The 24,328-nt window shown below is 71.6% G+C and carries 18 protein-coding genes; 10 read left to right on the forward strand and 8 right to left on the reverse strand.

What is annotated here, in order from left to right:
• Positions 1-13: 13 nt before the first annotated feature.
• Positions 14-1,810, reverse strand: coding sequence for an alpha-amylase family glycosyl hydrolase (locus ACIRB4_RS07845; RefSeq protein WP_403289165.1), 1,797 nt, complete (start codon positions 1,808-1,810; stop codon positions 14-16).
• Positions 1,811-2,156: 346 nt separating this feature from the next.
• Here ACIRB4_RS07845 and ACIRB4_RS07850 point away from each other — a divergent pair, with 346 nt between their 5' ends.
• The 7 genes from ACIRB4_RS07850 (at position 2,157) to pulA (ending at position 15,389) form a co-directional block, all read left to right on the forward strand.
• Positions 2,157-3,431: an extracellular solute-binding protein gene (locus ACIRB4_RS07850; RefSeq protein WP_403289167.1), complete on the forward strand. Its 1,275-nt coding sequence runs from the start codon at positions 2,157-2,159 to the stop codon at positions 3,429-3,431.
• A gap of 20 nt (positions 3,432-3,451) precedes the next feature.
• Positions 3,452-4,465, forward strand: coding sequence for a carbohydrate ABC transporter permease (locus ACIRB4_RS07855; RefSeq protein ID WP_403289169.1), 1,014 nt, complete (start codon positions 3,452-3,454; stop codon positions 4,463-4,465).
• A complete protein-coding gene (locus tag ACIRB4_RS07860) occupies positions 4,459-5,328 on the forward strand; it encodes a sugar ABC transporter permease (RefSeq protein ID WP_403289645.1) in 870 nt (289 codons plus the stop codon). The genes ACIRB4_RS07855 and ACIRB4_RS07860 overlap by 7 nt, the downstream gene beginning before the upstream one ends.
• A gap of 62 nt (positions 5,329-5,390) precedes the next feature.
• Positions 5,391-7,055 (forward strand): alpha-amylase family glycosyl hydrolase, encoded by a 1,665-nt coding sequence (locus ACIRB4_RS07865; protein WP_403289171.1) that lies wholly within the window; start codon positions 5,391-5,393, stop codon positions 7,053-7,055.
• Positions 7,043-8,104, forward strand: a complete 1,062-nt coding sequence (locus tag ACIRB4_RS07870) for a LacI family DNA-binding transcriptional regulator (RefSeq protein WP_403289173.1) — start codon at positions 7,043-7,045, stop codon at positions 8,102-8,104. Before ACIRB4_RS07865 ends, ACIRB4_RS07870 begins: the two co-directional genes overlap by 13 nt.
• A gap of 149 nt (positions 8,105-8,253) precedes the next feature.
• Positions 8,254-9,936 carry a carbohydrate-binding module family 20 domain-containing protein gene (locus ACIRB4_RS07875; RefSeq protein ID WP_403289175.1) on the forward strand — a complete coding sequence of 561 codons (1,683 nt, stop codon included), beginning with the start codon at positions 8,254-8,256 and terminating at the stop codon, positions 9,934-9,936.
• A gap of 68 nt (positions 9,937-10,004) precedes the next feature.
• The gene (pulA, locus tag ACIRB4_RS07880; protein ID WP_403289177.1) at positions 10,005-15,389 is read left to right on the forward strand and encodes a pullulanase-type alpha-1,6-glucosidase; all 5,385 of its coding nucleotides are present in this window, start codon (positions 10,005-10,007) and stop codon (positions 15,387-15,389) included.
• Between the two features lie 50 nt (positions 15,390-15,439).
• Here pulA and ACIRB4_RS07885 read toward each other — a convergent pair whose 3' ends face one another.
• Entirely contained in the window at positions 15,440-15,952 is a 513-nt protein-coding gene (locus tag ACIRB4_RS07885; RefSeq protein WP_403289179.1) for a GNAT family N-acetyltransferase, read from the reverse strand.
• 53 nt (positions 15,953-16,005) lie between these two features.
• Between ACIRB4_RS07885 and ACIRB4_RS07890 the strand changes: the two genes are divergently transcribed.
• Positions 16,006-16,338, forward strand: a complete 333-nt coding sequence (locus ACIRB4_RS07890; RefSeq protein ID WP_403289181.1) for a 5-carboxymethyl-2-hydroxymuconate Delta-isomerase — start codon at positions 16,006-16,008, stop codon at positions 16,336-16,338.
• Between the two features lie 46 nt (positions 16,339-16,384).
• Here the strand turns inward: ACIRB4_RS07890 and ACIRB4_RS07895 are convergent, their stop codons facing one another.
• The gene (locus ACIRB4_RS07895) at positions 16,385-17,098 is read right to left on the reverse strand and encodes a TetR/AcrR family transcriptional regulator (RefSeq protein WP_403289183.1); all 714 of its coding nucleotides are present in this window, start codon (positions 17,096-17,098) and stop codon (positions 16,385-16,387) included.
• A 38-nt stretch (positions 17,099-17,136) separates the two neighbouring features.
• Between ACIRB4_RS07895 and ACIRB4_RS07900 the strand changes: the two genes are divergently transcribed.
• A complete protein-coding gene (locus tag ACIRB4_RS07900) occupies positions 17,137-17,403 on the forward strand; it encodes a hypothetical protein (protein ID WP_403289185.1) in 267 nt (88 codons plus the stop codon).
• A gap of 32 nt (positions 17,404-17,435) precedes the next feature.
• Here ACIRB4_RS07900 and ACIRB4_RS07905 read toward each other — a convergent pair whose 3' ends face one another.
• The 4 genes from ACIRB4_RS07905 to ACIRB4_RS07920 all read right to left on the reverse strand — a co-directional run bounded on the left by ACIRB4_RS07905 (position 17,436) and on the right by ACIRB4_RS07920 (position 22,362).
• A complete protein-coding gene (locus tag ACIRB4_RS07905; protein WP_403289186.1) occupies positions 17,436-18,497 on the reverse strand; it encodes a PDR/VanB family oxidoreductase in 1,062 nt (353 codons plus the stop codon).
• Entirely contained in the window at positions 18,497-19,381 is an 885-nt protein-coding gene (locus tag ACIRB4_RS07910; protein WP_403289188.1) for a metal-dependent hydrolase, read from the reverse strand. The genes ACIRB4_RS07905 and ACIRB4_RS07910 overlap by 1 nt, the downstream gene beginning before the upstream one ends.
• 104 nt (positions 19,382-19,485) lie before the next feature.
• Positions 19,486-21,417: a hypothetical protein gene (locus ACIRB4_RS07915; protein ID WP_403289189.1), complete on the reverse strand. Its 1,932-nt coding sequence runs from the start codon at positions 21,415-21,417 to the stop codon at positions 19,486-19,488.
• 144 nt (positions 21,418-21,561) lie between these two features.
• Positions 21,562-22,362, reverse strand: coding sequence for a tyrosine-protein phosphatase (locus tag ACIRB4_RS07920; protein ID WP_403289190.1), 801 nt, complete (start codon positions 22,360-22,362; stop codon positions 21,562-21,564).
• Between the two features lie 117 nt (positions 22,363-22,479).
• Here ACIRB4_RS07920 and ACIRB4_RS07925 point away from each other — a divergent pair, with 117 nt between their 5' ends.
• Positions 22,480-22,887, forward strand: coding sequence for a hypothetical protein (locus ACIRB4_RS07925; protein WP_403289191.1), 408 nt, complete (start codon positions 22,480-22,482; stop codon positions 22,885-22,887).
• Positions 22,888-22,921: 34 nt separating this feature from the next.
• Here ACIRB4_RS07925 and ACIRB4_RS07930 read toward each other — a convergent pair whose 3' ends face one another.
• Positions 22,922-24,322, reverse strand: a complete 1,401-nt coding sequence (locus ACIRB4_RS07930) for a DUF1996 domain-containing protein (RefSeq protein WP_403289192.1) — start codon at positions 24,320-24,322, stop codon at positions 22,922-22,924.
• Positions 24,323-24,328 lie beyond the last annotated feature (6 nt).

The following is a 24,328-nucleotide window of genomic DNA, read 5'->3' on the forward strand; positions in this document are numbered from 1 at the left end:
TACCGGTCGCACGTCAGATTGCCCACCAGACGCAGGACTCGGCGGGAACCCGGATCGTGCGCGGCTCGGGCCCGGCGGGGGCGGCGGGGGTCAACTCGCGGGTGGGGGAGGGGAGTACGGGGTCGGCTTCGGCGCCCGCTCCGGCCCCCTCGCCGCCGGCGCTGCTCAGCAGGAGCGAGGCGGGGACGGTCCAGGCCGGGGGCCCGGTCAGGGGCTCGGCCACGGTGATGCCGGCCTCCACGGTGATGTCGGCCTCCACGGTGATGTCGGCGGAGCGGGCCGTCGTGTTCAGGGCCACCAGCACGTCACCGCCGTCGGAGCGGCGCCGGAAAGCCAGGACGCCCTCCGGGGCCTCCAGCCACTCCACCGCGTCGCCCGCGCCCAGGGCGGGGTGCTCCCGGCGCAGCCGGAGGGCCGCGCGGTACAGCTCCAGGGTCGAGCCGGGGACGCCGCTCTGGGCCGCGACGCTCAGGGCGGCCCACTCGGGGGGCTGCGGGAGCCAGGAGCCGGCCGGGCCGAAACCGAAGGAGGGGCCCTCGGCCGTCCACGGCAGCGGGACGCGGCAGCCGTCGCGCAGCCCGTCCTGCCCCTCCCCGCGCAGGAACGCCGGATCCTGCCGGAGCCGGTCCGGGAGGTCGGTGACCTCCGGCAGGCCCAGCTCCTCGCCCTGGTAGAGGTAGACGGAGCCGGGCAGCCCCAGCATCAGCAGCGCCGCCGCGCGGCCCCGCCGCAGGCCCGTGGCCGGGTCGCCCGCGCCGTACCGCGTGGTGTGCCGGACCACGTCGTGGTTGGAGAGCACCCAGGTGGTGGGCGCGCCGACCGAGGCCGTGGCCCGCAGCGACTCCTCGACCACCGACCGCAGCGCCGCCGCGTCCCAGGGGCAGTTGAGGAACTGGAAGTTGAACGCCTGGTGCAGTTCGTCCGGGCGTACGTAGAGCGCGAGCCGTTCCGGGGTCGGCGCCCAGGCCTCGGCGACCCCGATGCGATCGGGGCCGTACGACTCCAGCAGGCGCCGCCACCCGCGGTGGATCTCGTGGACCCCGTCCTGGTCGAAGAAGGGCAGCCGCTGGGTGCCGATGAGGCGCGCCTGCCGGCCGTGGCCGATGTCGGGCAGGCCCTCCGCCTTGACCATGCCGTGGGCGACGTCGATCCGGAAGCCGTCCACGCCCAGGTCGAGCCAGAAGCGGAAGACGGAGTCGAACTCTGCCCGCACCTCCGCGTTCTCCCAGTTGAGGTCCGGCTGCTCGGGTGCGAAGAGGTGCAGGTACCAGGACCCGTCCGCCACCCTCGTCCACGCCGGGCCGCCGAAGACCGACTCCCAGTCGTTGGGCGGCTCGGCGCCGTCCTCGCCGCGGCCCGGCCGGAAGATGTAGCGGTCCCGCTCCGGGCCCGCCGCGGCCCGCGCCGCCGTGAACCAGGGGTGCCGCTCCGAGGTGTGGTTCGGGACGATGTCCACGATCACCCTCAGGCCGAACTCGTGCGCGGTCCGCACCAGGTCGTCGGCGTCCGCCAGATCCCCGAAGACCGGGTCGACCGCGCGGTAGTCCGCCACGTCGTAGCCGCCGTCCGCCTGCGGGGAGGCGTAGAAGGGCGTGAGCCACACGGCGTCCGCGCCGAGCCGGGCCAGATGCGGCAGCCGCTCGCGGGCGCCGCGCAGGTCGCCGATCCCGTCGCCGTCGCTGTCCGCGAAGGAACGGACGTACACCTGGTAGATGACGGCATCCCGCCACCATTCGGCGCGGCGGGCGCCGTCTTCGCAAGGGCTTGCAAGGTCGGGCAGCGGCGTCGGTGAGGTGAGCTCGTGGGCCATGTGGGGTGTCCCTCTCGCGTGTTCCAGGGCCGAGGATCGTCGGGGTGTCGTACTGACAACGAGGTCAGGGCGGTCATGAAACGGCCCTGCAAGGAATGCCGAAAACCCTTGCAGGGCGCTGAGAGCTCCGCAAGAGCGCCCTTTTCCGCGCTGTCAAGCGATCCGGTGGCAACCTTCGGGACACGCGGATGTAACGATCCCCCGTCCTTGCAGAAATTTCACGCAAGGTCTTTCGGCTCGTTTTCATCCCTGTTACGTTCCTGGCAACCCGGCGCGCCGCGAGGGAGCGGTCGCATGAGGAAGGTCTTCGCCCCTCGTTCATCCGGGATCGTTTGAAGGAGTTCACATGCGGCGTGGCATAGCGGCCACCGCGCTGGTCGCTGCCCTGGGCGTGACCCTGGCGGCGTGCGGAAGCGACGACGGCGGCACCGGCGGCACGAAGGGTTCGGGCGAGCTCTCCGGCACCGTCACCTGGTGGGACACGTCGAACGTCGGCAGCGAGGACAAGGTCTTCAAGAAGCTCGCCGAGGGCTTCACCAAGAAGCACCCGAAGGTCTCCGTCAAGTACGTCAACGTGCCGTTCGGCGAGGCGCAGAACAAGTTCAAGAACGCGGCCCAGTCCGGCTCCGGCGCCCCCGACGTCATCCGCTCCGAGGTCGCCTGGACCCCGGAGTTCGCGGACCTGGGCTACCTCGCCCCGCTCGACGGAACCGCCGCCCTGAAGAACGAGGGCGACTTCCTGGAGCAGGCCGCCGCCTCCACCAAGTACAACGGCAAGACCTACGCCGTTCCGCAGGTCATCGACTCCATGGGCATCTTCTACAACAAGAAGATCTTCAAGGACGCCGGTGTCGAACCGCCGAAGACCATCGACGAGCTGAAGACCGTCGCCACCAAGATCAAGGAGAAGACCGGCAAGACCGGTCTCTACCTCCGCGGTGACGACGCCTACTGGTTCCTCTCCTTCCTCTACGGCGAGGGCGGTGACATGGTCAACGCCGAGCAGAAGAAGGTCACGATCGACGGCCCCGCCGGTGTGAAGGCCATGAAGGTCGTCAAGGACCTGGTCGACTCCAAGGCCGCCATCACCGACGCCAGCAACGGCTGGGACAACATGCAGGCCGCCTTCAAGGACGGCAAGGTCGCGATGATGATCAACGGCCCGTGGGCCGTGACCGACACCTACGCCGGCAAGGAGTTCGCCGACAAGGCGAACCTCGGCATCGCGCCCGTCCCGGCCGGCTCCGCCGGTCAGGGCGCCCCGCAGGGCGGTCACAACCTCGCCGTGTACGCGGGCTCCAAGAACCTGCAGGCCTCCTACGCCTTCGCCGAGTACATGACCTCCGCCGAGGCGCAGACCACCGCCGCCAAGGAGCTCAGCCTGCTTCCGACCCGCGAGTCGGTCTACATCAAGCCCGACGTCGCGAGCAACGAGATGATCGGCTTCTTCAAGCCGGTCGTCGACAAGGCCGTCGAGCGCCCCTGGGTCCCCGAGGGCGGCAGCCTCTTCGCCCCCCTGCAGGTCGAGTACACCAAGGTCCTCACCGGCCAGACCAGCCCGGAGCAGGGAGCCAAGGCGACGGGTGACGCCTACCGCAAGCTCCTGAAGGACTGGAAGTAACAAGGAAGGCAGGCCGGCTGATGGCTGTGGACACCAGCAGCCAGTCGGTGGCGAAGGCCGCGGGCGACGACGTCGCCCGCGGCCGGAGCCGCGGTACTGGCACCCCCGGGGGGAAGCTCCGGCGCTCCCTCTCCACCCACTGGTACGCCTGGGCGATGGTCGCCCCGGTGACCGTGGTGATCGGCGTGATCATCGGATATCCGCTGTTCCGGGGTATCTATCTCTCCCTCACCGACGCCAACGAGCGGAACGTCGCCCGCAGCATCGGCATCAACGAGATCCCGGCCACCTACGAGTTCGTCGGCCTGGACAACTACGCCGACGCGCTCACCGGAGGCCAGTTCCTCGGCACGCTCGGCTGGACGCTGGTGTGGACGGTGTCCTGTGTCTCGGTGACCTTCGTCCTCGGCCTCGGCCTCGCCAACATGCTCAACCGCAGGATCGCCGGCCGCTCCGTCTACCGGCTGCTGCTGATCCTGCCCTGGGCCGTGCCCGGCTTCGTCTCCGTCTTCGCCTGGCGCTTCCTCTACGACGAGCGCCGCGGCATGCTCAACCAGATCCTCACGAGCGGCGGCCTCGACGCCCTGCCGTGGCTCAACGACCCGACCTGGGCCAAGTTCTCGGTCATCGCCGTCAACGTCTGGCTCGGCGTCCCCTTCATGATGGTCGCCCTCCTCGGCGGCCTGCAGTCCATCCCCGGCGAGCTCTACGAGGCCGCCGAGATGGACGGCGCCAACGCCTGGCAGCGCTTCCGCCACATCACCCTGCCCGGCCTGCGCTCGGTGTCCACCACCGTGATCCTGCTGAGCACCATCTGGACCTTCAACATGTTCCCGGTGATCTTCCTGCTCACCCGGGGCGGGCCCGGCGAGGCCACCCAGATCCTCGTCACCCAGGCGTACAAGTTCTCCTTCGAGATCAGCCCGCGCGACTTCGCCCAGTCGTCCACCTGGGGCGTACTGATCCTGGTCCTCCTGATGATCTTCGCCGCGGTCTACCGGCGAGTCCTCCGCAAGCAGGGAGAAGTCTGGTGACCACCGACGCACTCGACCGGACCGGCGACGCCCCGCTGCGCGGACGCCGCTCGCCGCTCGCCTCCATCGGCCTGCACGCCACCCTGGCCGTGGCCTCCGTGATCGCCGTCTTCCCCGTGCTGTGGGTCTTCCTGACCTCCCTCAAGCCGGCGAAGTACGCCACCACCACGGACTTCTTCCGGGAGACGACGTTCGCGAACTACACCGACCTGCTGGAGAACACCGAGTTCCTCAGCTGGTTCGGCAACTCGCTGCTCGTCGCCGGCCTGACCACGCTCCTCGGCGTCTTCATCGCCTCCACCACCGGCTACGCCGTCAGCCGCTTCCGCTTCCCCGGCAAGCGCGGACTGATGTGGACGCTGCTGATCACCCAGATGTTCCCGGTCGCCGTCCTGATCGTGCCGATCTACAACATCATGTCCTCGATGGGGCTGCTCAACCAGCCGGCCGGCCTGGTCATCACGTACCTCACCATCGCCGTGCCGTTCTGCGCCTGGATGATGAAGGGCTTCTTCGACACCATCCCGCGGGAGATCGACGAGTCGGGCCAGGTCGACGGACTCACCCCGTTCGGCACCTTCTGGCGGCTGATCCTGCCGCTCGCCAAGCCGGGCATCGCCGTGACCGCGTTCTACTCCTTCATCACCGCCTGGGGCGAGGTCGCCTACGCCTCCGCCTTCATGGTCGGCGACGAGAACCTCACGCTGGCCGGCGGACTGCAGAAGTTCGTCAACCAGTACGGCGCCCAGTGGGGCCCGATGACCGCCGCCTCCGTGCTCATCGCCATCCCGGCGGCACTGGTCTTCCTCGTCGCCCAGCGGCACCTCGTGACCGGCATGTCCGCCGGCGCGGTCAAGGGCTGAGCGCCCGCGTGGCGGCCCAACCGCCCGTACATGTACGCAACTCCTTACCTCCCAGGGAAGTCATGACCCAGCACCTCGCTGCCCCCGCCGCCCCGACCACCGGCACGCACACGGGCTGGTGGAGAGACGCGGTGATCTACCAGGTCTATCCGCGCAGCTTCGCCGACGGAAACGGCGACGGCATGGGCGACCTGGAGGGCATCCGCAGCCGGCTGCCGTACCTGAGGGACCTCGGGGTCGACGCCGTCTGGCTCTCCCCCTTCTACGCCTCCCCGCAGGCCGACGCCGGTTACGACGTCGCCGACTACCGGGCCATCGACCCGATGTTCGGCAGCCTCCTCGACGCCGACGCGCTGATCCGCGAGGCGCACGAGCTGGGCCTGCGGATCATCGTCGACCTGGTCCCCAACCACTCCTCCGACCAGCACGAGTGGTTCCAGCGCGCCCTGCGCGAGGGACCCGGGTCGCCGCTGCGCGAGCGCTACCACTTCCGCGCCGGCAAGGGCGCGGACGGTGAACTGCCCCCCAACGACTGGGAGTCCATCTTCGGCGGCCCGGCCTGGACCCGGGTCACCGAGCCGGACGGCACCCCGGGGGAGTGGTACCTGCACCTCTTCGCGCCCGAGCAGCCCGACTTCAACTGGGAACACCCGGCGGTCCGCGACGAGTTCCGCTCCATCCTGCGCTTCTGGCTGGACATGGGCGTCGACGGCTTCCGCGTCGACGTCGCCCACGGCCTGGTCAAGGCCGAGGGCCTGCCCGACATCGGCGCCCACGACCAGCTCAAGCTGCTCGGCAACGACGTCATGCCCTTCTTCGACCAGGACGGCGTCCACGAGATATACCGCTCCTGGCGGCAGGTCCTCTCCGAATACGACGGTGAGCGCGTCCTCGTCGCCGAGGCGTGGACCCCCACCGTCGAGCGCACCGCGAACTACGTGCGCCCCGACGAGATGCACCAGGCGTTCAACTTCCAGTACCTGGGCACCGATTGGGACGCCGCCGAGCTGCGCCGGGTGATCGACGCCTCGCTCGAAGCGATGCGCCCGGTCGGCGCCCCCACCACCTGGGTGCTGTCCAACCACGACGTGACCCGGCACGCCACCCGGTTCGCCAACCCGCCGGGACTCGGCACCCAGCTGCGCGAGCCCGGCGACCGCGCACTCGGGCTGCGCCGGGCCCGGGCCGCGACGCTGCTGATGCTGGCGCTGCCCGGCTCGGCCTACGTCTACCAGGGCGAGGAGCTCGGCCTGCCGGACGTCACCGATCTGCCCGACGAGGTGCGCCAGGACCCGTCGTTCTTCCGGGCCACCGGGCAGGACGGCTTCCGCGACGGATGCCGGGTGCCCATCCCGTGGACCGTCGAGGGTTCCTCGTACGGCTTCGGCAGCGGCGGCAGCTGGCTGCCGCAGCCCGCCACCTGGGGCGGGCTCAGCGTCGAGGCACAGGCCGGGGACCCCGGCTCCACCCTGGAGCTGTACCGCAGCGCGCTCGCCGTGCGCCGGGAACAGCCCGGACTCGGTGCGGGCGAGGGCGTCGAGTGGATGGAGGCGCCCGAAGGGGTGCTCGCCTTCCGCCGCGACGGCTTCGTCTGCACCGCCAACACCACCGGCCGGGCCATCTCCGTCCCGCTGCCCGGCCGGTTCCTGCTCGCCAACGAGCCCGTCTCCCACGGGGAGGGCTTCGCGGAGCTGCCCGCCGACACCACCGTCTGGTGGGCGGTGTGACGATCCCCCTGCCGCGGGGTGCCGGGAACGGCACCCCGCGGCTCGCGGACCTCGCGGCCCAGTCCGGCGTCAGCGAGGCCACCGTCAGCCGCGTCCTCAACGGCAAGGCGGGCGTCGCCGGCGCGACCCGGCACCGCGTCCTGGCCGCGCTCGACGTGCTCGGGTACGAACGTCCCGTACGGCTCAAGCGCCGCAGCGCCGGCCTGGTCGGTCTGGTCGTGCCCGAACTGACCAACCCGATCTTCCCGGCCTTCGCCCAGGTCATCGAGCAGGTCCTGGCCGGGCACGGCTACACCCCGGTGCTCTGCACCCAGATGCCCGGCGGCGCCACCGAGGACGAGCTGGTCGAGCAGTTGGAGGAGCGCGGGGTCAACGGCATCGTGTTCCTCTCCGGGCTGCACGCCGACGCGATGGCCGATCCCCGCCGCTATGTGCGGCTGTCGGCCCGCGGCGTGCCGTTCGTCCTCATCAACGGCTTCAACGAACACGTCGACGCCAACTTCGTCTCGCCCGACGACCGGGCCGCGGCGCGCATGGCCGTACGGCACCTGGTCGAGCTCGGCCATGAACGGATCGGCCTGGCGATCGGCCCGACGCGCTATGTGCCCTCGCGCCGCAAGGCGGAGGGCTTCGCCGCCGAACTCCACCATCTGCTGGGCATGGAGCGGGCGGAGGCCGAACGGTACGTCCGCCCCACGCTCTTCGGTGTCGAGGGCGGGCACGCGGCGGCCGACATCCTGCTCGACCAGGGGTGCACCGGGATCGTCTGCGGGTCGGACCTGATGGCGCTCGGCGTGATCCGCGCGGTCCGCGCCCGGGGCCTGGACGTACCGGACGACGTGTCCGTGGTCGGCTTCGACGACTCGCCGCTGATCGCGTTCACCAGCCCGCCGCTGACCACCGTGCGCCAGCCGGTGCAGGCGATGGCGACGGCCGCGGTCGGGGCGCTTCTGGAGGAGATCGAGGGGAATCCCGTGCAGCGCACGGAGTTCGTCTTCCAGCCTGAGTTGGTGGTCCGGGGCTCCACCGCGCAGCCGCGCACCCGCTGAGTTTCCGGCGGGTGACGGGAGTGTGTCCAGGGGGTTGACCGGGCGCCGGGGTACTCGTACGGTCACGTCCGAAAACACTTGCTGCTTTCTTGCAGCAAGAGATTGCGAACTTCTTCGCCCCCCCGCACCTCCCTTCCCCAGGAGGAAACATGGCCAGAAAGACCGTGGCCGCTGCACTCGCCTTCGTGGCGGGAGCCGCTGTGGCCGTCACGGCGCCTGCCTCTGCGCAGGCCGCAGCACCCGGTGAGAAGGACGTCACCGCGGTGATGTTCGAGTGGAAGTTCGCCTCCGTGGCGAAGGCCTGCACCGAGCAGCTCGGCCCCGCCGGTTACGGATACGTCCAGGTGTCGCCGCCCCAGGAACGTATCCAGGGCTCCACGTGGTGGACCGCCTACCAGCCGGTCAGCTACAAGATCGCCGGACCCCTCGGCGACCGAACCGCCTTCAAGCACATGGTCGACACCTGTCACGCGGCGGGCGTGAAGGTCGTCGCCGACGCCGTCGTCAACCACATGGCGAACGCGTCCGGTACGGGCACCGGCGGGACCTCCTTCTCCAAGTACGACTACCCCGGCCTCTACTCGGGCGCCGACATGGACGACTGCCGCACCACGATCTCCAACTACCAGGACCGAACCAACGTCCAGAGCTGCGAGCTCGTCGGCCTGCCGGACCTGGACACCGGCGAGGACTGGGTGCGCGGCCGGATCGCCGCCTACTTGAACGACCTCCTCTCGCTGGGCGTCGACGGATTCCGGGTCGACGCGGCCAAGCACATGCCGGCCGCCGACCTCGCGAACATCAAGTCACGCCTGACGAACCCGGGCGTCTACTGGAAGCAGGAGGCGATTTTCGGCGCGGGCGAGGCCGTCTCGCCCAGCGAGTACCTCGGCAACGGAGACGTCCAGGAGTTCCGCTACGCACGGGACCTCAAGCGGATCTTCGGCTCGGAGAAGCTCGCCTACCTGAGCAACTTCGGCGAGTCCTGGGGCTACATGTCCTCCGGCAAGTCCGGGGTCTTCGTCGACAACCACGACACCGAGCGCGGCGGCGACACCCTCAACTACAAGTGGGGCGCCACCTACACGCTGGCCAACGTCTTCATGCTGGCCTGGCCGTACGGCTCCCCGGACGTCCACTCCGGCTACGAGTGGTCCGACAAGGACGCCGGCGCGCCGAACGGCGGCCAGGTGAACGCCTGCTACACCGACGGCTGGAAGTGCCAGCACGCCTGGCGCGAGATCGCCTCCATGGTCGCCTTCCGCAACGCGGCCCGGGGCACGTCGGTCACCGACTGGTGGGACAACGGCAACAACGCGATCGCGTTCGGCCGCGGCGACAAGGCGTTCGTGGCGATCAACCGCGAGGGCTCCCCGCTCAGCCGCACCTTCCAGACCTCGCTGCCGGCGGGCACCTACTGCGACGTGCAGAGCGACAAGGCCGTGACGGTGAACTCGGCGGGCCAGTTCACGGCGACGCTCGGCGCGAACACGGCGGTGGCGCTGCACGTCGGCGCAAAGACGTGCGGGTCCAAGACCGCTACGGGAGCGTCGTTCGCGGTCGACGCCACGACGGTCCCCGGCGAGAACATCTACGTCACCGGAGACCGCCCCGAGCTCGGCAACTGGTCGACGTCCTCGGCCCTGAAACTGGACTCCTCTTCGTACCCGGTCTGGAAGCTGGACGTCTCCCTGCCGGCGGGCACGACCTTCGCGTACAAGTACCTCCGCAAGGACGCGTCCGGCAACGTGACCTGGGAGACCGGCGCGAACCGGACGGCGACGGTCCCGTCCTCCGGCCTGGTCACCTTGAACGACACGTTCCGCACCTGACAGTTCCGCTTCACAGGGCCGCCCCGCCAGGGGCGGCCCTCCTTCCCGTACCTCCAGGGAGAACCCTCGTGATACGCAAGAGAACGGCGGCCGCCGTGGCCACCGCCCTGTGCGCGGCCCTCGTGCCCGCCCTGCCCGCCGCCGCGGCGCCCCCGCCACCGCCGCCGCCCTCCGACAAGGCGCTCGCCGCGCAGCCCGCGCGCCACGACCTCACCCGGGAGCAGTTCTACTTCGTCCTGCCCGACCGGTTCGCCAACGGCGACACCCGCAACGACCGCGGCGGTCTCACCGGCACCCGTCTCGACACCGGGTTCGACCCCACCGACAAGGGCTTCTACCAGGGCGGCGACCTGAAGGGGCTGACGAAGAAGCTCGACTACATCAAGGGCCTCGGCACCACCGCCATCTGGATGGCGCCGATCTTCAAGAACCAGCCCGTGCAGGGCACCGGCAAGGACGCCAGCGCCGGCTACCACGGCTACTGGATCACCGACTTCACCCAGGTCGACCCGCACTTCGGGACCAACGCTGACCTGGAGAAGCTGATCGACAAGGCCCACGCCAAGGGCATGAAGGTCTTCTTCGACGTCATCACCAACCACACCGCCGACGTCGTCGACTACCAGGAGAAGTCGTACACGTACCTCTCCAAGGGCGCCTTCCCCTACCTCACCAAGGACGGCGTCCCCTTCGACGACGGCGACTACGCCGACGGGTCCAAGCGCTTCCCGCGCGTCGACAAGGACTCCTTCCCCCGCACCCCGGTGGTGCCCCCGGCCAAGAAGGACCTCAAGGTCCCCTCCTGGCTCAACGACCCCACCATGTACCACAACCGGGGCGACTCGACCTTCGCCGGAGAGTCCTCCGAGTACGGCGACTTCGTCGGCCTGGACGACCTGTGGACCGAGCGCCCCGAGGTCGTCGAGGGCATGGAGAAGATCTACCAGCGCTGGGTGCGCGACTTCGACATCGACGGCTTCCGGATCGACACCGTCAAACACGTCAACACCGAGTTCTGGACCCAGTGGGCCACCGCCCTCGACGAGTACGCCGCCAAGCGCGGCCGCGACGACTTCTTCATGTTCGGCGAGGTCTACTCCGCCGACCCGAAGATCACCTCGAAGTACGTCACCGAGGGCCGCCTCGACGCCACCCTCGACTTCCCCTTCCAGGACGCCGCCCGCGCCTTCGCCTCCCAGAGCGGCTCCGCCGACCGACTGGCCGGCCTCTTCGCCCAGGACTACCGCTACACCACCGACAAGGCCAACGCCTACGAGTCGGTGCCCTTCCTCGGCAACCATGACATGGGCCGCTTCGGCACCTTCCTCAAGCAGGACAACCCGAAGGCCGACGACGCCGAACTCCTGCGGCGCTACCAGCTCGCCAACGAGCTGATGTTCCTCAGCCGCGGCAACCCCGTCGTCTACTACGGCGACGAGCAGGGCTTCACCGGCCCCGGCGGCGACAAGGACTCCCGCCAGACCCTCTTCGCCTCCCGGACCCCCGACTACCTCGACGACGACCGGATCGGCACGGACCGTACGCACGCCGACGACGCGTACGACACCTCGCACCCCCTCTACCGGCAGATCGCCGCCCTCGCCGAGCTCACCCGGAAGAACCCCGCGCTGCGCGACGGCGTACAGCAGCAGCGGTACGCCGAGGGCTCGGTCTACGCCTTCTCCCGTACCGACGCCCGGGCGAAGGCCGGGGCCGCCGAGTACCTGGTCGCCGTGAACAGCTCCACCGAGGCGAAGACCGTCGAGATCCCGACCGGTTCCGCCGCGGGCACCGCCTTCACCGCGATCCACGGCGGTGACGCCCGCGTCACCAGCGGCGCCGACACCACGGTGAAGGTCACCGTCCCGGCGCTCGGCTCCCTCGTCCTCAAGGCGGCGAAGCCGCTCCCCGCCCCCGCCTCCGCGCCGGCGATCACCCTCAAGGCACCGGCGGCCGGCGCCACCGGCACCGTCGAGGTCTCCGCCGATGTCGACGGCGGACAGCTCAACCGCGTCGTGTTCGCCGCCCAGACCGGCAACGGGAAGTGGCAGGTCCTCGGCTCCGCCGACCACGCCCCGTACAAGGTCACCCAGAAGATCACCGCCCCCGTCGGAACCGCCCTGCGCTACAAGGCCGTCGTCGTCGACAGCACCGGCCGCACCGCGAGCGCGACCGCCACGACCACCAGCGGCGCCCCGGCCGTCGAGCAGCCGCCGACCGCCACCCAGCGCGACCACGCGATCGTCCACTACAAGCGCGCCGACGGGAACTACGACGACTGGGGCCTCTACACCTGGGGCGACATCGCCGACGGCGAAGGCACCACCTGGCCCGCCGGGAAGCCCTTCACCGGCCGCGACGCGTACGGCGCCTTCGCCTACGTCAAGCTCAAGCCCGGCGCCTCCTCGGTCGGCTTCATCGCCGTGAACAAGGACGGCGTCAAGGACACCGACGCCGACCGGACCATCGACCTCTCCCGCACCGGCGAGGTCTGGATCGAGCAGGGCAGGCCCGACGTCCTGAACGCCGCGCCCGAAGGCGCCTACCCGCCCCAGGACACCACCAAGGCCGTCCTCCACTACCAGCGCGCCGACGGAGACTACGCCGGCTGGGGCCTGCACACCTGGACCGGCGCCGCGCACCCGACCGACTGGTCCAAGCCGCTGCAGCCGGTGCGCACCGACGCCTACGGCGCGGTCTACGAAGTGCCCCTCGCGCCCGGAGCGACCTCCCTCAGCTACATCCTGCACAAGGGCGACGAGAAGGACCTGCCCTCCGACCAGTCCCTCGACCTCAAGGCGAACGGCCACGAGGTCTGGATGCTCGCGGGCCAGGAGAAGTACCTGCTGCCGCAGCCCAAGGGCGGCGGCGCGGCGCTCGACCTCACCAAGGCCCAGGCCGTCTGGATCGACGAGACCACCCTCGCCTGGAACGGCAGCGACGCAGCCGCCTCCAGCGTGCTGCTCTCCTCCCGCTCCGGCGCGATCACCGTCGAGAACGGCACCCTCACCGGCGACCGCCAGGCGCTGCGCCTGACCCCGACGCGGCTGACCGACGCCCAGAAGGCCGCGTTCCCGCACCTCAAGGCGTACGGAGCCTTCACCGTCGACCCGCGCGACCGCGACCGCGTCCGCGACGCCCTCAAGGGCCAGCTCGTCGCCGCCCAGTACGCGGCCAACGGCGCCGTCCTGACCGCCACCGGCGTCCAGCTCGCCGGGGTCCTCGACGACCTGTACGCGCCGAAGGCCACCACGGCCTCACTCGGCCCGGTGTTCCGCCACGGCCGCCCCACGCTCTCCCTGTGGGCGCCCACCGCCCAGTCCGTCGCCCTCGAACTCGACGGGAAGACCGTGCCCATGCGCCGCGACGACGCCTCCGGCGTCTGGTCGGTCACCGGCACGCGCGCGTGGACCGGAAAGCCGTACCGCTACGTCGTGAAGGTCTGGGCGCCCAGCGTCCAGCGGATCGTCACCAACAAGGTCACCGACCCCTACGCCACCGCCCTGACCACCGACTCGGCCCGCAGCCTCGTCACCGACCTCGCCGACCCCAAGCTCGCCCCCGAGGGCTGGACCGGCCTGAGGAAGCCGGCGGCCGTACCCCTGCGCGACGCGCAGATCCAGGAACTCCACGTCCGCGACTTCTCGATCGCGGACCCGACGGCCAGGGCCGACCACAAGGGCACCTACCTCGCCTTCACCGACCCCGGCAGCAAGGGCTCGCGCCACCTGAAGGCGCTGGCCGCCTCCGGCACCTCCTACGTCCACCTCCTGCCCGCCTTCGACATCGGCACCATCCCCGAGAAGAAGTCCGAGCAGACCACCCCCGCCTGCGATCTCAAGGCCTACGCCCCCGACTCCGAGGAGCAGCAGGCATGCGTGGCCGCCGCCGCGGCCAAGGACGCCTACAACTGGGGCTACGACCCGCTGCACTACACCGTCCCCGAAGGCTCCTACGCCACCGACCCCGAGGGCACCCGCCGCACGGTCGAGTTCCGACGGATGGTCCAGGCCCTCAACGGCGCCGGACTGCGCACCGTCATGGACGTCGTCTACAACCACACCGTCGCCGCCGGCCAGTCCGACAAGTCGGTCCTCGACAGGATCGTGCCCGGCTACTACCAGCGGCTCCTGGCCGACGGCTCCGTCGCCACCTCCACCTGCTGCGCCAACACCGCGCCCGAGAACGCCATGATGGGCAAGCTCGTCGTGGACTCGGTCGTCACCTGGGCCAAGCAGTACAAGGTGGACGGCTTCCGCTTCGACCTCATGGGCCACCACCCGAAGGAGAACATCCTCGCCGTCCGCAAGGCCCTGGACGCGCTCACCGTCGAGAAGGACGGCGTCGACGGAAAGGCGATCGTCCTCTACGGCGAGGGCTGGAACTTCGGCGAGATCGCCGACGACGCCCGCTTCGTCCAGGCCACCCAGAAGAACATGGCCGGAACCGGCATCGCCACCTTCTCCGACCGGGCCCGCGACGCCGTCCGCGGCGGCGGCCCCTTCGACGAGGACCCCGGCGTCCAGGGCTTCGCCTCCGGCCTGTTCACCGAGCCCAACTCCTCGCCCGCCAACGGCACCCCGGAGCAGCAGAAGGCCCGTCTGCTCCACTACCAGGACCTGATCAAGGTGGGGCTGAGCGGCAACCTCGCCTCCTACACCTTCACCGACACCTCCGGGCGTACGGTCAAGGGCTCCCAGGTCGACTACAACGGCGCCCCGGCCGGCTACGCCGCCGCCCCCGGCGACGCCCTCGCCTACGCCGACGCGCACGACAACGAGACGCTGTACGACGCGCTCGCCTTCAAGCTGCCGGCGGGCACGCCGGCCGCCGACCGGGCCAGGATGCAGGTCCTCGCCATGGCGACGGCGACGCTCTCGCAGGGTCCCGCGCTCTCCCAGGCGGGCTCGGACCTGCTGCGGTCGAAGTCGCTGGACCGCAACTCGTACGACAGCGGCGACTGGTTCAACGCGATCCACTGGGACTGCCGCGACGGCAACGGCTTCGGCCGCGGACTGCCCCCGGCCGCCGACAACAAGGCCAAGTGGGCGTACGGAAAGCCGCTGCTCACCGCCCCGTCGCTGACGGTCGGCTGCGCGGAGATCGACGGCGCGTCGGCCGCCTACCGGGACCTGCAGAAGATCCGTACCACCGAGCCGGTCTTCTCCCTCGCCACCGCCGGGCAGGTGCAGGACGCCCTGTCCTTCCCGCTCTCCGGTGCCGGTGAGACCCCGGGCGTGATCACCATGCGCCTCGGCGACCTGGTCGTCGTCTTCAACGCCACCCCGGAGCGGCAGACCCAGCGGGTCGCCGCCCTGGCCGGCACGGCCCACCGTCTGCACCCGGTGCAGGCGTCGGGCACGGACGACACGGTCAAGACCGCCTCATACGAGGCCGGTTCGGGCACCTTCACGGTCCCGGCCCGGACGGTGGCCGTCTTCACCGCCCGGTGAGGCACCGGCCGGCCCGGCGCCCGGGATGCACCCCGGCGCCGGGCCGGCCGTCAGGCCACGGCCTTCTCGAGCAGCGTGACCCGGTAGCGCCGCCCGTCGGCGGCGACCTTCTCCAGCTCCTCGACGACCGCCGTGTACCCCGCCGACTCGTAGTAGGTCCGCAGCCGCGGATCGCCCGCCTCGCAGTCCAGCCGCGCGAGGCGCCGCCCACCGGCCGCGGTCCGCTCCTCCGCGTGCGCGAGGAGCACACGGCCGGTGCCGGCCGGGGCGGCCTCCCGGTCGGTCATCAGCCGGTGGACATAACCCGCCTCCGGCGGCCGCGCTCCCCACACCTGCTCGTCCTCCCACCACAGCTCGTACGCCCCGACGGCCCGGCCGTCCTGGCACGCCAGCCACACCTCACCGGCGGCCATCCGGGACCGGAAGTGCTCCGCGGTCTTGTCGCCGGGCTTCCACTGGTCGATGCCGTTGCGCACCATCCAGTGCGCCGCCCTGTCGAACATCCCCACCAGAAGGTCCAGATCACCGTCGTCCGCCTGCCGGAAGGCCACTTGTGCGCTCATGGTGATCACCGTAAAGGTGTGGCCAGACATCCGTACGAACGGGAGTGACCCCCATGCCGCAGATCACCGTGGACTACTCCGCGCCGCTCGACCGGCGCGGCTTCGCGCTCGCCCTGCACCCGCTGGTCGTGGAGACGGTGGACACGCGGCTCGACGCCTGCAAGACCCGCTTCCGTGAGATCGAGGAGTCGGTCTGCGGCGACGGCTCGACCGACGACGTCGTCGTCCATGTCGACATCGCCCTGCTGCCGGGCCGCACGGAGGAGACCAAGGCCCGTCTGACGGAGGCCGTGCTCGCGCTGCTGCCCGCCCATCTCAAGCAGACGGAGGGCGTACGGATCTCCGCCGAGGTGCGCGACCTCGACGCCTCCTACCGCAAGGCCTGAGCCACGGGACGAGCCGGGCCGCCTCGCCCGGCGGTCGCCGGGCGGGCTACGGCGCCGGCTGGGCGGGAGCCTGGGGCGCCAGCGTGAGCAGCCGGCCGACCAGGTCGCCGAACGGGCCGTCGGCCGGCTCGTCGCCGAGGATCCGTACGACGATGTCCGCCATGCCCTCGTCGTACGCGGCGCTGACCGCGGCCAGCGCCGCGAAGTCGTGCACCAGCTGCAACTCGAGCTCGGCGCGCGGGATCCGCCGGCCGTCCAGCCAGAGCAGCGCGGTCGACTCGGCGAGGGACACCCAGGAGCGGACGACCAGTTCGAGCCGGGCGGAGGGGTTCGTCACCTCCAGATGGGCGAGGATCTGCTCGTAGGCGGCCTGCCGCACCTCGTCGATCATCGCGTTCGTGGTGGACGAGCCCACCGCCGGCCCGCCGCGCATCAGCGCGGCGAACCCCGGGCCGTGTCCCTCCACGAAGTCGAAGAACCGCCCCATCACCCGCAGCAGCCGCCCGCTCAGGGGGCCCCGCGGCGGCTCCAGGAACCGGGCGGCCAGCTCGTCGGCGGCCCGCCGCAGCGCCGCCTCGTACAGGCTCTGCTTGCCGGGGAAGTAGTGGTAGACGAGCGGCCGCGAGATCCCGGCGGCCGCGGCGATCTCGTCGATGGAGACCTCGTCGGGCGAACGGTGGCTGAACAGCTCCAGGGCCACCCCGATCAGCTGCTGTTTGCGCTCCTCGACGCCCATCCTGCGGCGCACCCCGGTCGTCATGCGAACAGCCTAACGGGCGTCCGTTACGCTCCCACCACATGAGCGCATCCGGTTTGACTCCGAGGCAGGCCCGTCGACTGCGGATAGCGGCCGCGTCCGTCCTGCTGGTCGCGATGGCGGCGGTCCTGGTGATCCGGCTGGCCAGCCGTACGTCCGTCCTCGTGGTCGGGGTGTACGGCCTCGCCATGATCCTCTGCGGCGTGGTCATCGAGCTCTCCCGCAACGGCCGTACGCGGCTGGGGACCTGGCTCCTGGTGGGCGGTCTCGGCGCCGCGCTGGCCTTCGACTGGCTGATCCTCCCCTGATCGGGGGCCTGCATGGTCAGAGGTCTCCCTGATCAGAGGTCGAGGACCAGCCGCCCGCCCGCGCACCGCGAGACGCAGATCAGCATCGAGTCGGTGCGCTCGGCGTCGGTGAGCAGCTCGTCCCGGTGGTCGATCTCGCCCTCCACGACCCGCTGTTGGCAGGTTCCGCAGAATCCCTGCTCGCAGGAGTACGGGACACCGGGCACCTCGGCCCGGACGGCGGCGAGCACCGACTGGTCCGGCGCCACCGTCACCGTACGTCCGGAGCGCCGGAGTTCGACCTCGAAGGCGTCGCCGCCACCGGCCGTTGCGGCGGGGGAGAAGCGCTCCAGGTACGGGACGCGGCCCGGCGGCATCGCGGCGGCCACCGCGTCCATCAGACCGTCCGGGCCGCAGCAGTACACCGCGGTCTCCGCCGTCACCTCGGAGAGGAAGCCGAGCTCCGGCCGGCCCGACTCGTCCTCGGCGACGACGCTCACGCGGTCGCCTGCCGCGCCCAGCTTCTCGACCTCGTCGAGGAACGCCATGGTGGCCCGGTCGCGTCCGCAGTACAGCAGCCGCCAGTCGGCGCCGGCGGCCTCCGCCGCGCGGAGCATGGGCAGGACGGGCGTGATGCCGATGCCTCCGGCGACGAAGACGTAGGCGGGGGCGTCGGCGAGCGGGAAGCGGTTGCGGGGCCCGCGGATCTCGACCTCCGTCCCCTCGTGGAGCTGTTCGTGCACCTCGCGCGAGCCGCCGCGGCCGTCCTCGATCAGCCGGGTGGCGACCGTGTACGCCTCCGTGTCGGCCGGGTCCCCGCAGAGCGAGTACTGGCGTACGAGGCCGGACGGCAGGACGAGGTCGATGTGGGCGCCCGGCTGCCAGGCGGGCAGTCCGGCGCCTTCGAGGCGGAGCCGGACCACGCCCTCGGCGGGCTCGGCGCGCTCGGTGATCAGGACCCTGCGGGTGACGGTGGAGAGCCGGCCGCGGCCCGAGGTCGGTTCGTCGAGGGCGGGCATGGGCCACAGCGGTGAGGCGGTGATCCGGCGGCGCGCGGCGCGCTTGGCGAGGAGGACGGCTCCGGCGGCCAGGAGGAGGGTGACCGGTCGGGGCATCAGCGGCCTCCGTTGGCGCCGGGGGAGGAGGCGAGGTAGGCGGCCGCCTGGGCGGTGTCCCCCTCCCGGGAGGGGTGGTAGGAGCGGCTGAGATAGCGGGGGATCGCGCGCAGCAGGTCCGGCGTGGACGGCAGCACGCCTTCCCTGCCCTTGCGGACGAGCTGCCCGACGGACGCCTTTCCGTCGGTGAGCGTTGGATCGTTCTCCATGAAGAAACGGGTGCCGCGCTGCCAGAGGAAGACCATCGCGGCGAAGGCGGTGGCCCAGGTGCGCGCCCGGCGGCGGTAGCCGCCGTCGAGGTGCATGAAGAGTTCGAACGCGACGGAGCGGTGCTCGACCTCTTCCGCGCCGTGCCAGCGCAGCAGGTCGAGCATGGTGGGGTCGGCGCCCCGGCGGTCGAGCTCCTCGGCGTTGAGGACCCAGTTGCCGAGGAAGGCGGTGTAGTGCTCGATCGCGGCGATGAGGGCGACCCGCTCCATCAGCCACCAGCGGCGCGGCCTGCCGGGCGGCAGGGTCCGGTCGCCGAGCAGCTTCTCGAAGAACCAGTCGACCTGCGCGGTGTACGGGGTGGGGTCGAGGCCGAGCTTCTTGAGGTGGGGGAGGACGTCGTCATGGGCCTGGGAGTGGACGGCCTCCTGCCCGATGAAGCCGATGACGTCCGCACGCAGCCGGTCGTCGGTGATGAGCGGCAGCGCCTGCTTGTAGACGTGCACGAACCAGCGCTCGCCCGCGGGGAGCAGGAGGTGCAGCACGTTGATGGTGTGGGTGGTGAACGGGTCGCCGGGAACCCAGTGGAGCGGGGTCTCCTCCCAGTCGAAGGAGACCTTCCGGGCCTTGAGTTCGATGTGCTCCGACGCGACCGGGGCGGGCTGCGTATTAGACATGGCGTCAATGTACTGAGGCGTAGGCGGCGGCGACAGGGTCGTGCACGGCCTTTTCGCAGGGCCCCGCGCCTGGAGCGCCCCGCGCCCGGTAGGCCTGGCACCCCCTACCGCAGCGCGTCCACCCTCGTGCCGTTCTTCAGCGTGCCGTGGAGGTCCGCCCGGGCGCCCGGCTTCGTTCTCAGGGCCAGGAGGTGCCCGTCCGCGCGGCCCACGACCCCGCCCGAGGTCTCCAGGGAGGCGAAGTCGCCGCTGCCCGCCGCCAGGACGTACCAACCGCCGCTCTTCGCCTGCCACAGCACGCCCGCAAGGACCCGCGGGTCCCGCACCCCGCACGCGGGTGACTCCTCGGCCTTCGCCGCGAGCGCCGCCGGGGCGGCGGCGGGCGCCTGGAACTGGGCGAGGACCCTGCTCCCGGTGCCCCGCCATGTCTCCGCCCGGGTGCACAGCCAGGCGGCCCGCCCGCCGCCCTCCGGCAGCGGCTGCGTGGCGAACCGCCAGGAGTTCACCGCCCGCACCCCGTGCGAGAACACCGCCGTCAGACCGCACGCCGTCCGCGCCCACCCCGCCCGCGCCTCCTCGCCCGTGGCGTCCACCGGCGCCGCCGGCGGCCCCGCCGTCAGCCGGGCGGGCGCCAGCTCCCCGAGATCGGTCAGGAGCCGCACGCCCGTACCGTCCCGGACCTGGAGCGCGTGCCAGGCCGTGCACGCCCGTGCCGACGCGGGGCTCGGCATCGGATCGGTCACCCCGTCCGCGTTCCGCCCCAGCGGCCATGGCTTCCTCGACGGGGCCAGCAGATCACGTACCACCGTCTCCCGTACCCAAGGAGCCGTCAGATAGCGGACGTTGCCCGCGGCGCGCGAGACGACGAGCGCCGCCGAGCCGGCCTCGTCCGCCCCGTCCGTCCGCGCGAAGTCCAGCGCCGCGCCGCTCGTCCCCCCGGCCGGCTCCGCGTACCGCACCGCCCGCAGTCCGTCGTGGAACAGCACCACCCGCGCGCCGTCGACCTCCCCCGCGTACAGCAGCTGCGGCGCGCCCATCGGCGGTCCCACCGGCGTCCCGGGCGTCGCCGACGACCGCACCGAGCCGCCGGGGCGCGCCCACACCGCGAGGGCCCGCCGCAGCAGCGCCCGGTCCCCGGCCAGGCCGCCGCGCTCCGGCCACACCGAGAAGTCCACGCGGGCCGAACGCTGCCAGAACCCGGCCGGGACCCGCTTCACCTTCCCCGGGTCCAGCGCCGCCTCGGCGGCCGGATTACGGGCGTACGAGGGCGCCGCAGCACCGTTTCTGCCCCAGCCGTCCCCGGGCAGTCCGAGCAGCGTCCCGCACACCGCGACCGCCGCCGCCGCGGCGAGCACCGCCTTGCCGTGCTGGCGGCGCCGCATGAGGTCCGTCGGCCGGGCCTGGAGCGAACACGGGTCGAACTCGGGCGATTCGAGCAGGCCGTACTCCGCCCCGGCCCCGTCCGCCTCGGCGAGCGCCGCCTCCGCGTCCGCCTCCGGCACCCCGGCCGTCGCCAGCACCCGCAGCACCTCCGGATCGCCCTGCCGCTCCAGTCCGCGCAGCACGTACGCCGCGCGCGCGGGCCCCGAGAGCGCGGAGAGCCGCTGGTCCAGGGCCAGTTCGTCGGCACCGCCGGCCCGCGGGAACAGTCGGAGTCCCCACACCTGCGGCAGCAGCGGCGGGAACTGGGCCCGGCGCGGCAGCGCCCGCCGCTTCAGCGGCAGCCCGGCGGTCAGCGCCTGCCGCAGCACCTCGCCCCGCACATAGGCGTAGCCGGGATCGACGGCGTCCTCCGGCCGGCGCGCGGCCGGAACGGCGCCGCCGGACGTCCGGCGGCGCGGCAGCGACCGCTGGACGACCGCGTGCGCGGTCAGCACCCGCCGGTTGCGCCCCAGCGAGGGCGGCAGCACGAGGTACGCGATCCGGACCAGCCGCGGATAGTGCTCGACGAGCGCGGCCTCGGCCTGCTCGACGTCGACGGGCCCGGGGGCGGGGTCGGGGCCGTGGGGGGAGGGGGCGAGTTCCTGGGTGCTCACGTTCAGCAGAACGAGCGAATCTTGCGATGGTCACCCCGGTCTCCCGTCGCCGTCGCCCGGCCCCGTCACGCAGGTCGCCCGTCACCCGGCCCGGGTGCCGGTCGCCCGCGCGGACCCGTCGTCCGCCCGGTGTGGCCGCCGGGCTCAGGCCGCGTACACCGTCAGCCGCTCGCGGATCACGTCCGTCACCTCGTCGGGGACCCCGAGCCCGTCCCGTACGTACTTCTCCATCGAGCCGTGCCGGACCGCCACCTCGTCCAGGGCGGCGGTCAGGTACTCCGGCACCACTCCGATCAGGGCCAGTGCGAGGTCCGGATCGCCGCCCTGCGCCGTGAAGCCCTCCACCATCGGCGCGAAGGCCCGGCGGACGGCCGTGTTGACCGACAGGTACTCCGCCATCACCGTCTCGTCGTCCGCGCCGAGGACCGACAGCAGGATCGTCGCCGCCCAGCCCGTGCGGTCCTTGCCCGCCGTGCAGTGGAAGAGCAGCGGGCCGCCGCGCGGATCGCCCAGCTCGGTGAGGAAGGCCCGGTACGCCGCGCGGGCGGAGTCGGTGGAGACGAAGGCCCGGTAGGTGCGGGCGAAGGCCTCCCGCACCTTGCCCCCGCCGAGCACCTCCTCGGCGAGCACGGGGTCGCCGAGGAGGGTCTTCAGCCGGGCGGCGGGCGGCAGGCCGCTCTCCGCCAGATGGTCGGCGAGCACGTCGGCGACGAGCAGCCGTCCGCCGTCCGGGACGTGGTCGGGCCGGTCGGCGCGCTCGGCCGCGGTGCGGAAGTCGACGACGGTACGGATGCCCAGGGAGGCCACCACCGGGTCGGCCGAGTCGAGACGGTCCAGCCGGCCGGAGCGGAAGACCCGGCCGGGGCGGACGCTGCGGCCCTCGCCCAGAGGGAGGGGGCCGAGGTCGCGGAGGTTGGCGACGTTGGTGGCGGGAATGGCGGGCATGGCGTCGACTCCTCCGGATCAGTCCTTTTCGTACCAAACCGTAATCGATCGGATTCCACCACTCCTGGCGTTCGGCCCCGGAACAGGTGAGCGGACGGGCAGGATGAGGGGATGCTGATGCGTACGCGGCGAACGGCGGAGGCGGCGGTCCTGGCCGCCGCGATGGTGCTGATGACCGGGTGCGGTGGCGGTGGCAGGGGCGACGGGCCCGAGGAGGCCACCGGCACCCTGGAGGAGATCGCCGCGAAGGCCGCGTGCGAGCCCGAGCTGCGGCCGGACGCGGCCGAGCTGCGCCAGGCGTCGTGCGCGACGGGCGACGGGACGTACGTCCTGCTCACCTTCGCCAGCGACCGCGGCCAGCGCGAGTGGCTCAATGAGGCCAAGGACTACGGCGGTTCGTACCTCGTCGGCCGCAAGTGGACGGTGGCCGGCGACGCGCGGACCGTGGAGCGGGTACGCGAACGGCTCGGCGGTCAGATCGAGACCGCCGAGCCGCACCCCTCGCACACCGGCGGGCACCACTGAACCGGGGTGTGACCGGAAGGCATCCGGACACACCCTAGGAACAGCGGCGACCTTCGTTGAGGCAGGACACCAGGCGCTTCATCAGCCGCTGGTCGAAGACGTTGATGAAGTCCCCGTGGTCGGTGACCGGTTTGTGCAGCTGTTCCGGGAAGGAGTCCACGGCGAACCCCGGGCCCGGCGGCACGTCGTACACGATCCGCTGCACGAGCTGCGGAATCGCCCGGAAGCCGTCGCCGCACCGGCCCGAGGCGGGATCGGCGAAGGCCACGTGCGTCCGGTGGTTGGCGCTGTCGGTGTTCCGCCCGTCCCAGCAGCTCTGGAACCGGAAGGTGCGCACGACCTTGCTGCCCTCCGGACAGATCGGGTACTTGTCCTTCAACTGGCGGTTCTCGAAACCGGTGCACGACCAGGAGGCGTTGGCGTTCGCGTCGCCGTTGGTGAATGCCTTCGCGTCCCCGGTGATGATCCGCAGGAACCGCGGCATCGCCGTGACCTTGGAGACCGGACTGCCGACGAACTCCAGGGTGACCTCGTCGGGCGTCTGTATCTCGCCGACGTTCTGGTCCTTGCCGCCGCCGTCGGCCTCCGCGTCGGCCTCCGCCCGCCCGTTCTGGAGCCGCAGCACCGGCCAGTAGTAGGTGGAGCGGTCGCCCTGGTTGCGGCAGGTGGTCCGGCCCCTGGCCAGGTCCTCGTCGCTGGCGAAGGCGTCGTTGGCCTGGTTGCCGACGTAGTCGTGCATGTGGTGGGCGCCGTTGCGCACGCCGGGCGCGACGATCACGTTGTCCGGGTTGAACTTGCCGTTCTCGTTCCGCCCGCAGTCGGTGGTGAAGGTGCCGCGGGAGGCTCCGCGCAGCTGCCGGGGGGTGCGCACATTGGGGGCCACGGACTGGATGTCGACGAAGTCGGAAGCCTCCGGCCCGTTGCCGGCGGCACCGTCGTCGCCGTCGTTCTCCTCGCCGTCCTGCGCGTCGTCGTCGCCCTCCTGCGGAGCGTCGTCGTCCGCCCGGAGGGTGCAGGGCGCCAGGCTTTCCAGCGGCGGCTGTTCGAGCAGGAGACCGATCCGCTGGAGGATGTTACGGCGCTCGTTCTCCAGCGGGGTCAGGATCTGCTGCTCGGCGAACTCCGGATCGCGCTCCGCCCGCTCCTTGTTGTCGGCGAACCGCTGGTACGCGACGGTGATCTGGCTGTCCAGCGTGGCCAGTTCGCGGTCCACCGCACCCCGTACGGACTGCGGCACCTCGGACAGTTCCTCGGCCACGTCCGGGCAGTCGATCGTGGAGAGCGACGTGGCCCGGCCGGCGGGCGGATCGCCCCGGCCCTCGCCGGCCGAGGCATACACATTGACGGCGATGAGCCCGCCTCCGCCCAGGACGAGTGCGACGGAGGCGGCCACCACGCGCTTCGCGCGTGTCGAACGTTTTCGTGTGCGTCCCATGGGGCT

Source organism: Streptomyces sp. NPDC093600 (assembly GCF_044764755.1).
Lineage (GTDB): Bacteria > Actinomycetota > Actinomycetes > Streptomycetales > Streptomycetaceae > Streptomyces.

Bases quoted from the DNA above. Each gene is read 5' to 3' on its own strand.
- ACIRB4_RS07920 (WP_403289190.1), bottom strand. From the start codon at position 22,362: ATGCCCGCCATTCCCGCCACCAACGTCGCCAACCTCCGCGACCTCGGC.
- ACIRB4_RS07885 (WP_403289179.1), bottom strand. From the start codon at position 15,952: ATGAGCGCACAAGTGGCCTTCCGGCAGGCGGACGACGGTGATCTGGAC.
- ACIRB4_RS07905 (WP_403289186.1), bottom strand. From the start codon at position 18,497: ATGCCCCGACCGGTCACCCTCCTCCTGGCCGCCGGAGCCGTCCTCCTC.
- ACIRB4_RS07845 (WP_403289165.1), bottom strand. From the start codon at position 1,810: ATGGCCCACGAGCTCACCTCACCGACGCCGCTGCCCGACCTTGCAAGC.
- ACIRB4_RS07850 (WP_403289167.1), top strand. From the start codon at position 2,157: ATGCGGCGTGGCATAGCGGCCACCGCGCTGGTCGCTGCCCTGGGCGTG.
- ACIRB4_RS07865 (WP_403289171.1), top strand. From the start codon at position 5,391: ATGACCCAGCACCTCGCTGCCCCCGCCGCCCCGACCACCGGCACGCAC.
- ACIRB4_RS07925 (WP_403289191.1), top strand. From the start codon at position 22,480: ATGCGTACGCGGCGAACGGCGGAGGCGGCGGTCCTGGCCGCCGCGATG.
- ACIRB4_RS07895 (WP_403289183.1), bottom strand. From the start codon at position 17,098: ATGACGACCGGGGTGCGCCGCAGGATGGGCGTCGAGGAGCGCAAACAG.
- ACIRB4_RS07855 (WP_403289169.1), top strand. From the start codon at position 3,452: ATGGCTGTGGACACCAGCAGCCAGTCGGTGGCGAAGGCCGCGGGCGAC.
- ACIRB4_RS07890 (WP_403289181.1), top strand. From the start codon at position 16,006: ATGCCGCAGATCACCGTGGACTACTCCGCGCCGCTCGACCGGCGCGGC.
- ACIRB4_RS07930 (WP_403289192.1), bottom strand. From the start codon at position 24,322: ATGGGACGCACACGAAAACGTTCGACACGCGCGAAGCGCGTGGTGGCC.
- ACIRB4_RS07875 (WP_403289175.1), top strand. From the start codon at position 8,254: ATGGCCAGAAAGACCGTGGCCGCTGCACTCGCCTTCGTGGCGGGAGCC.
- ACIRB4_RS07910 (WP_403289188.1), bottom strand. From the start codon at position 19,381: ATGTCTAATACGCAGCCCGCCCCGGTCGCGTCGGAGCACATCGAACTC.
- ACIRB4_RS07900 (WP_403289185.1), top strand. From the start codon at position 17,137: ATGAGCGCATCCGGTTTGACTCCGAGGCAGGCCCGTCGACTGCGGATA.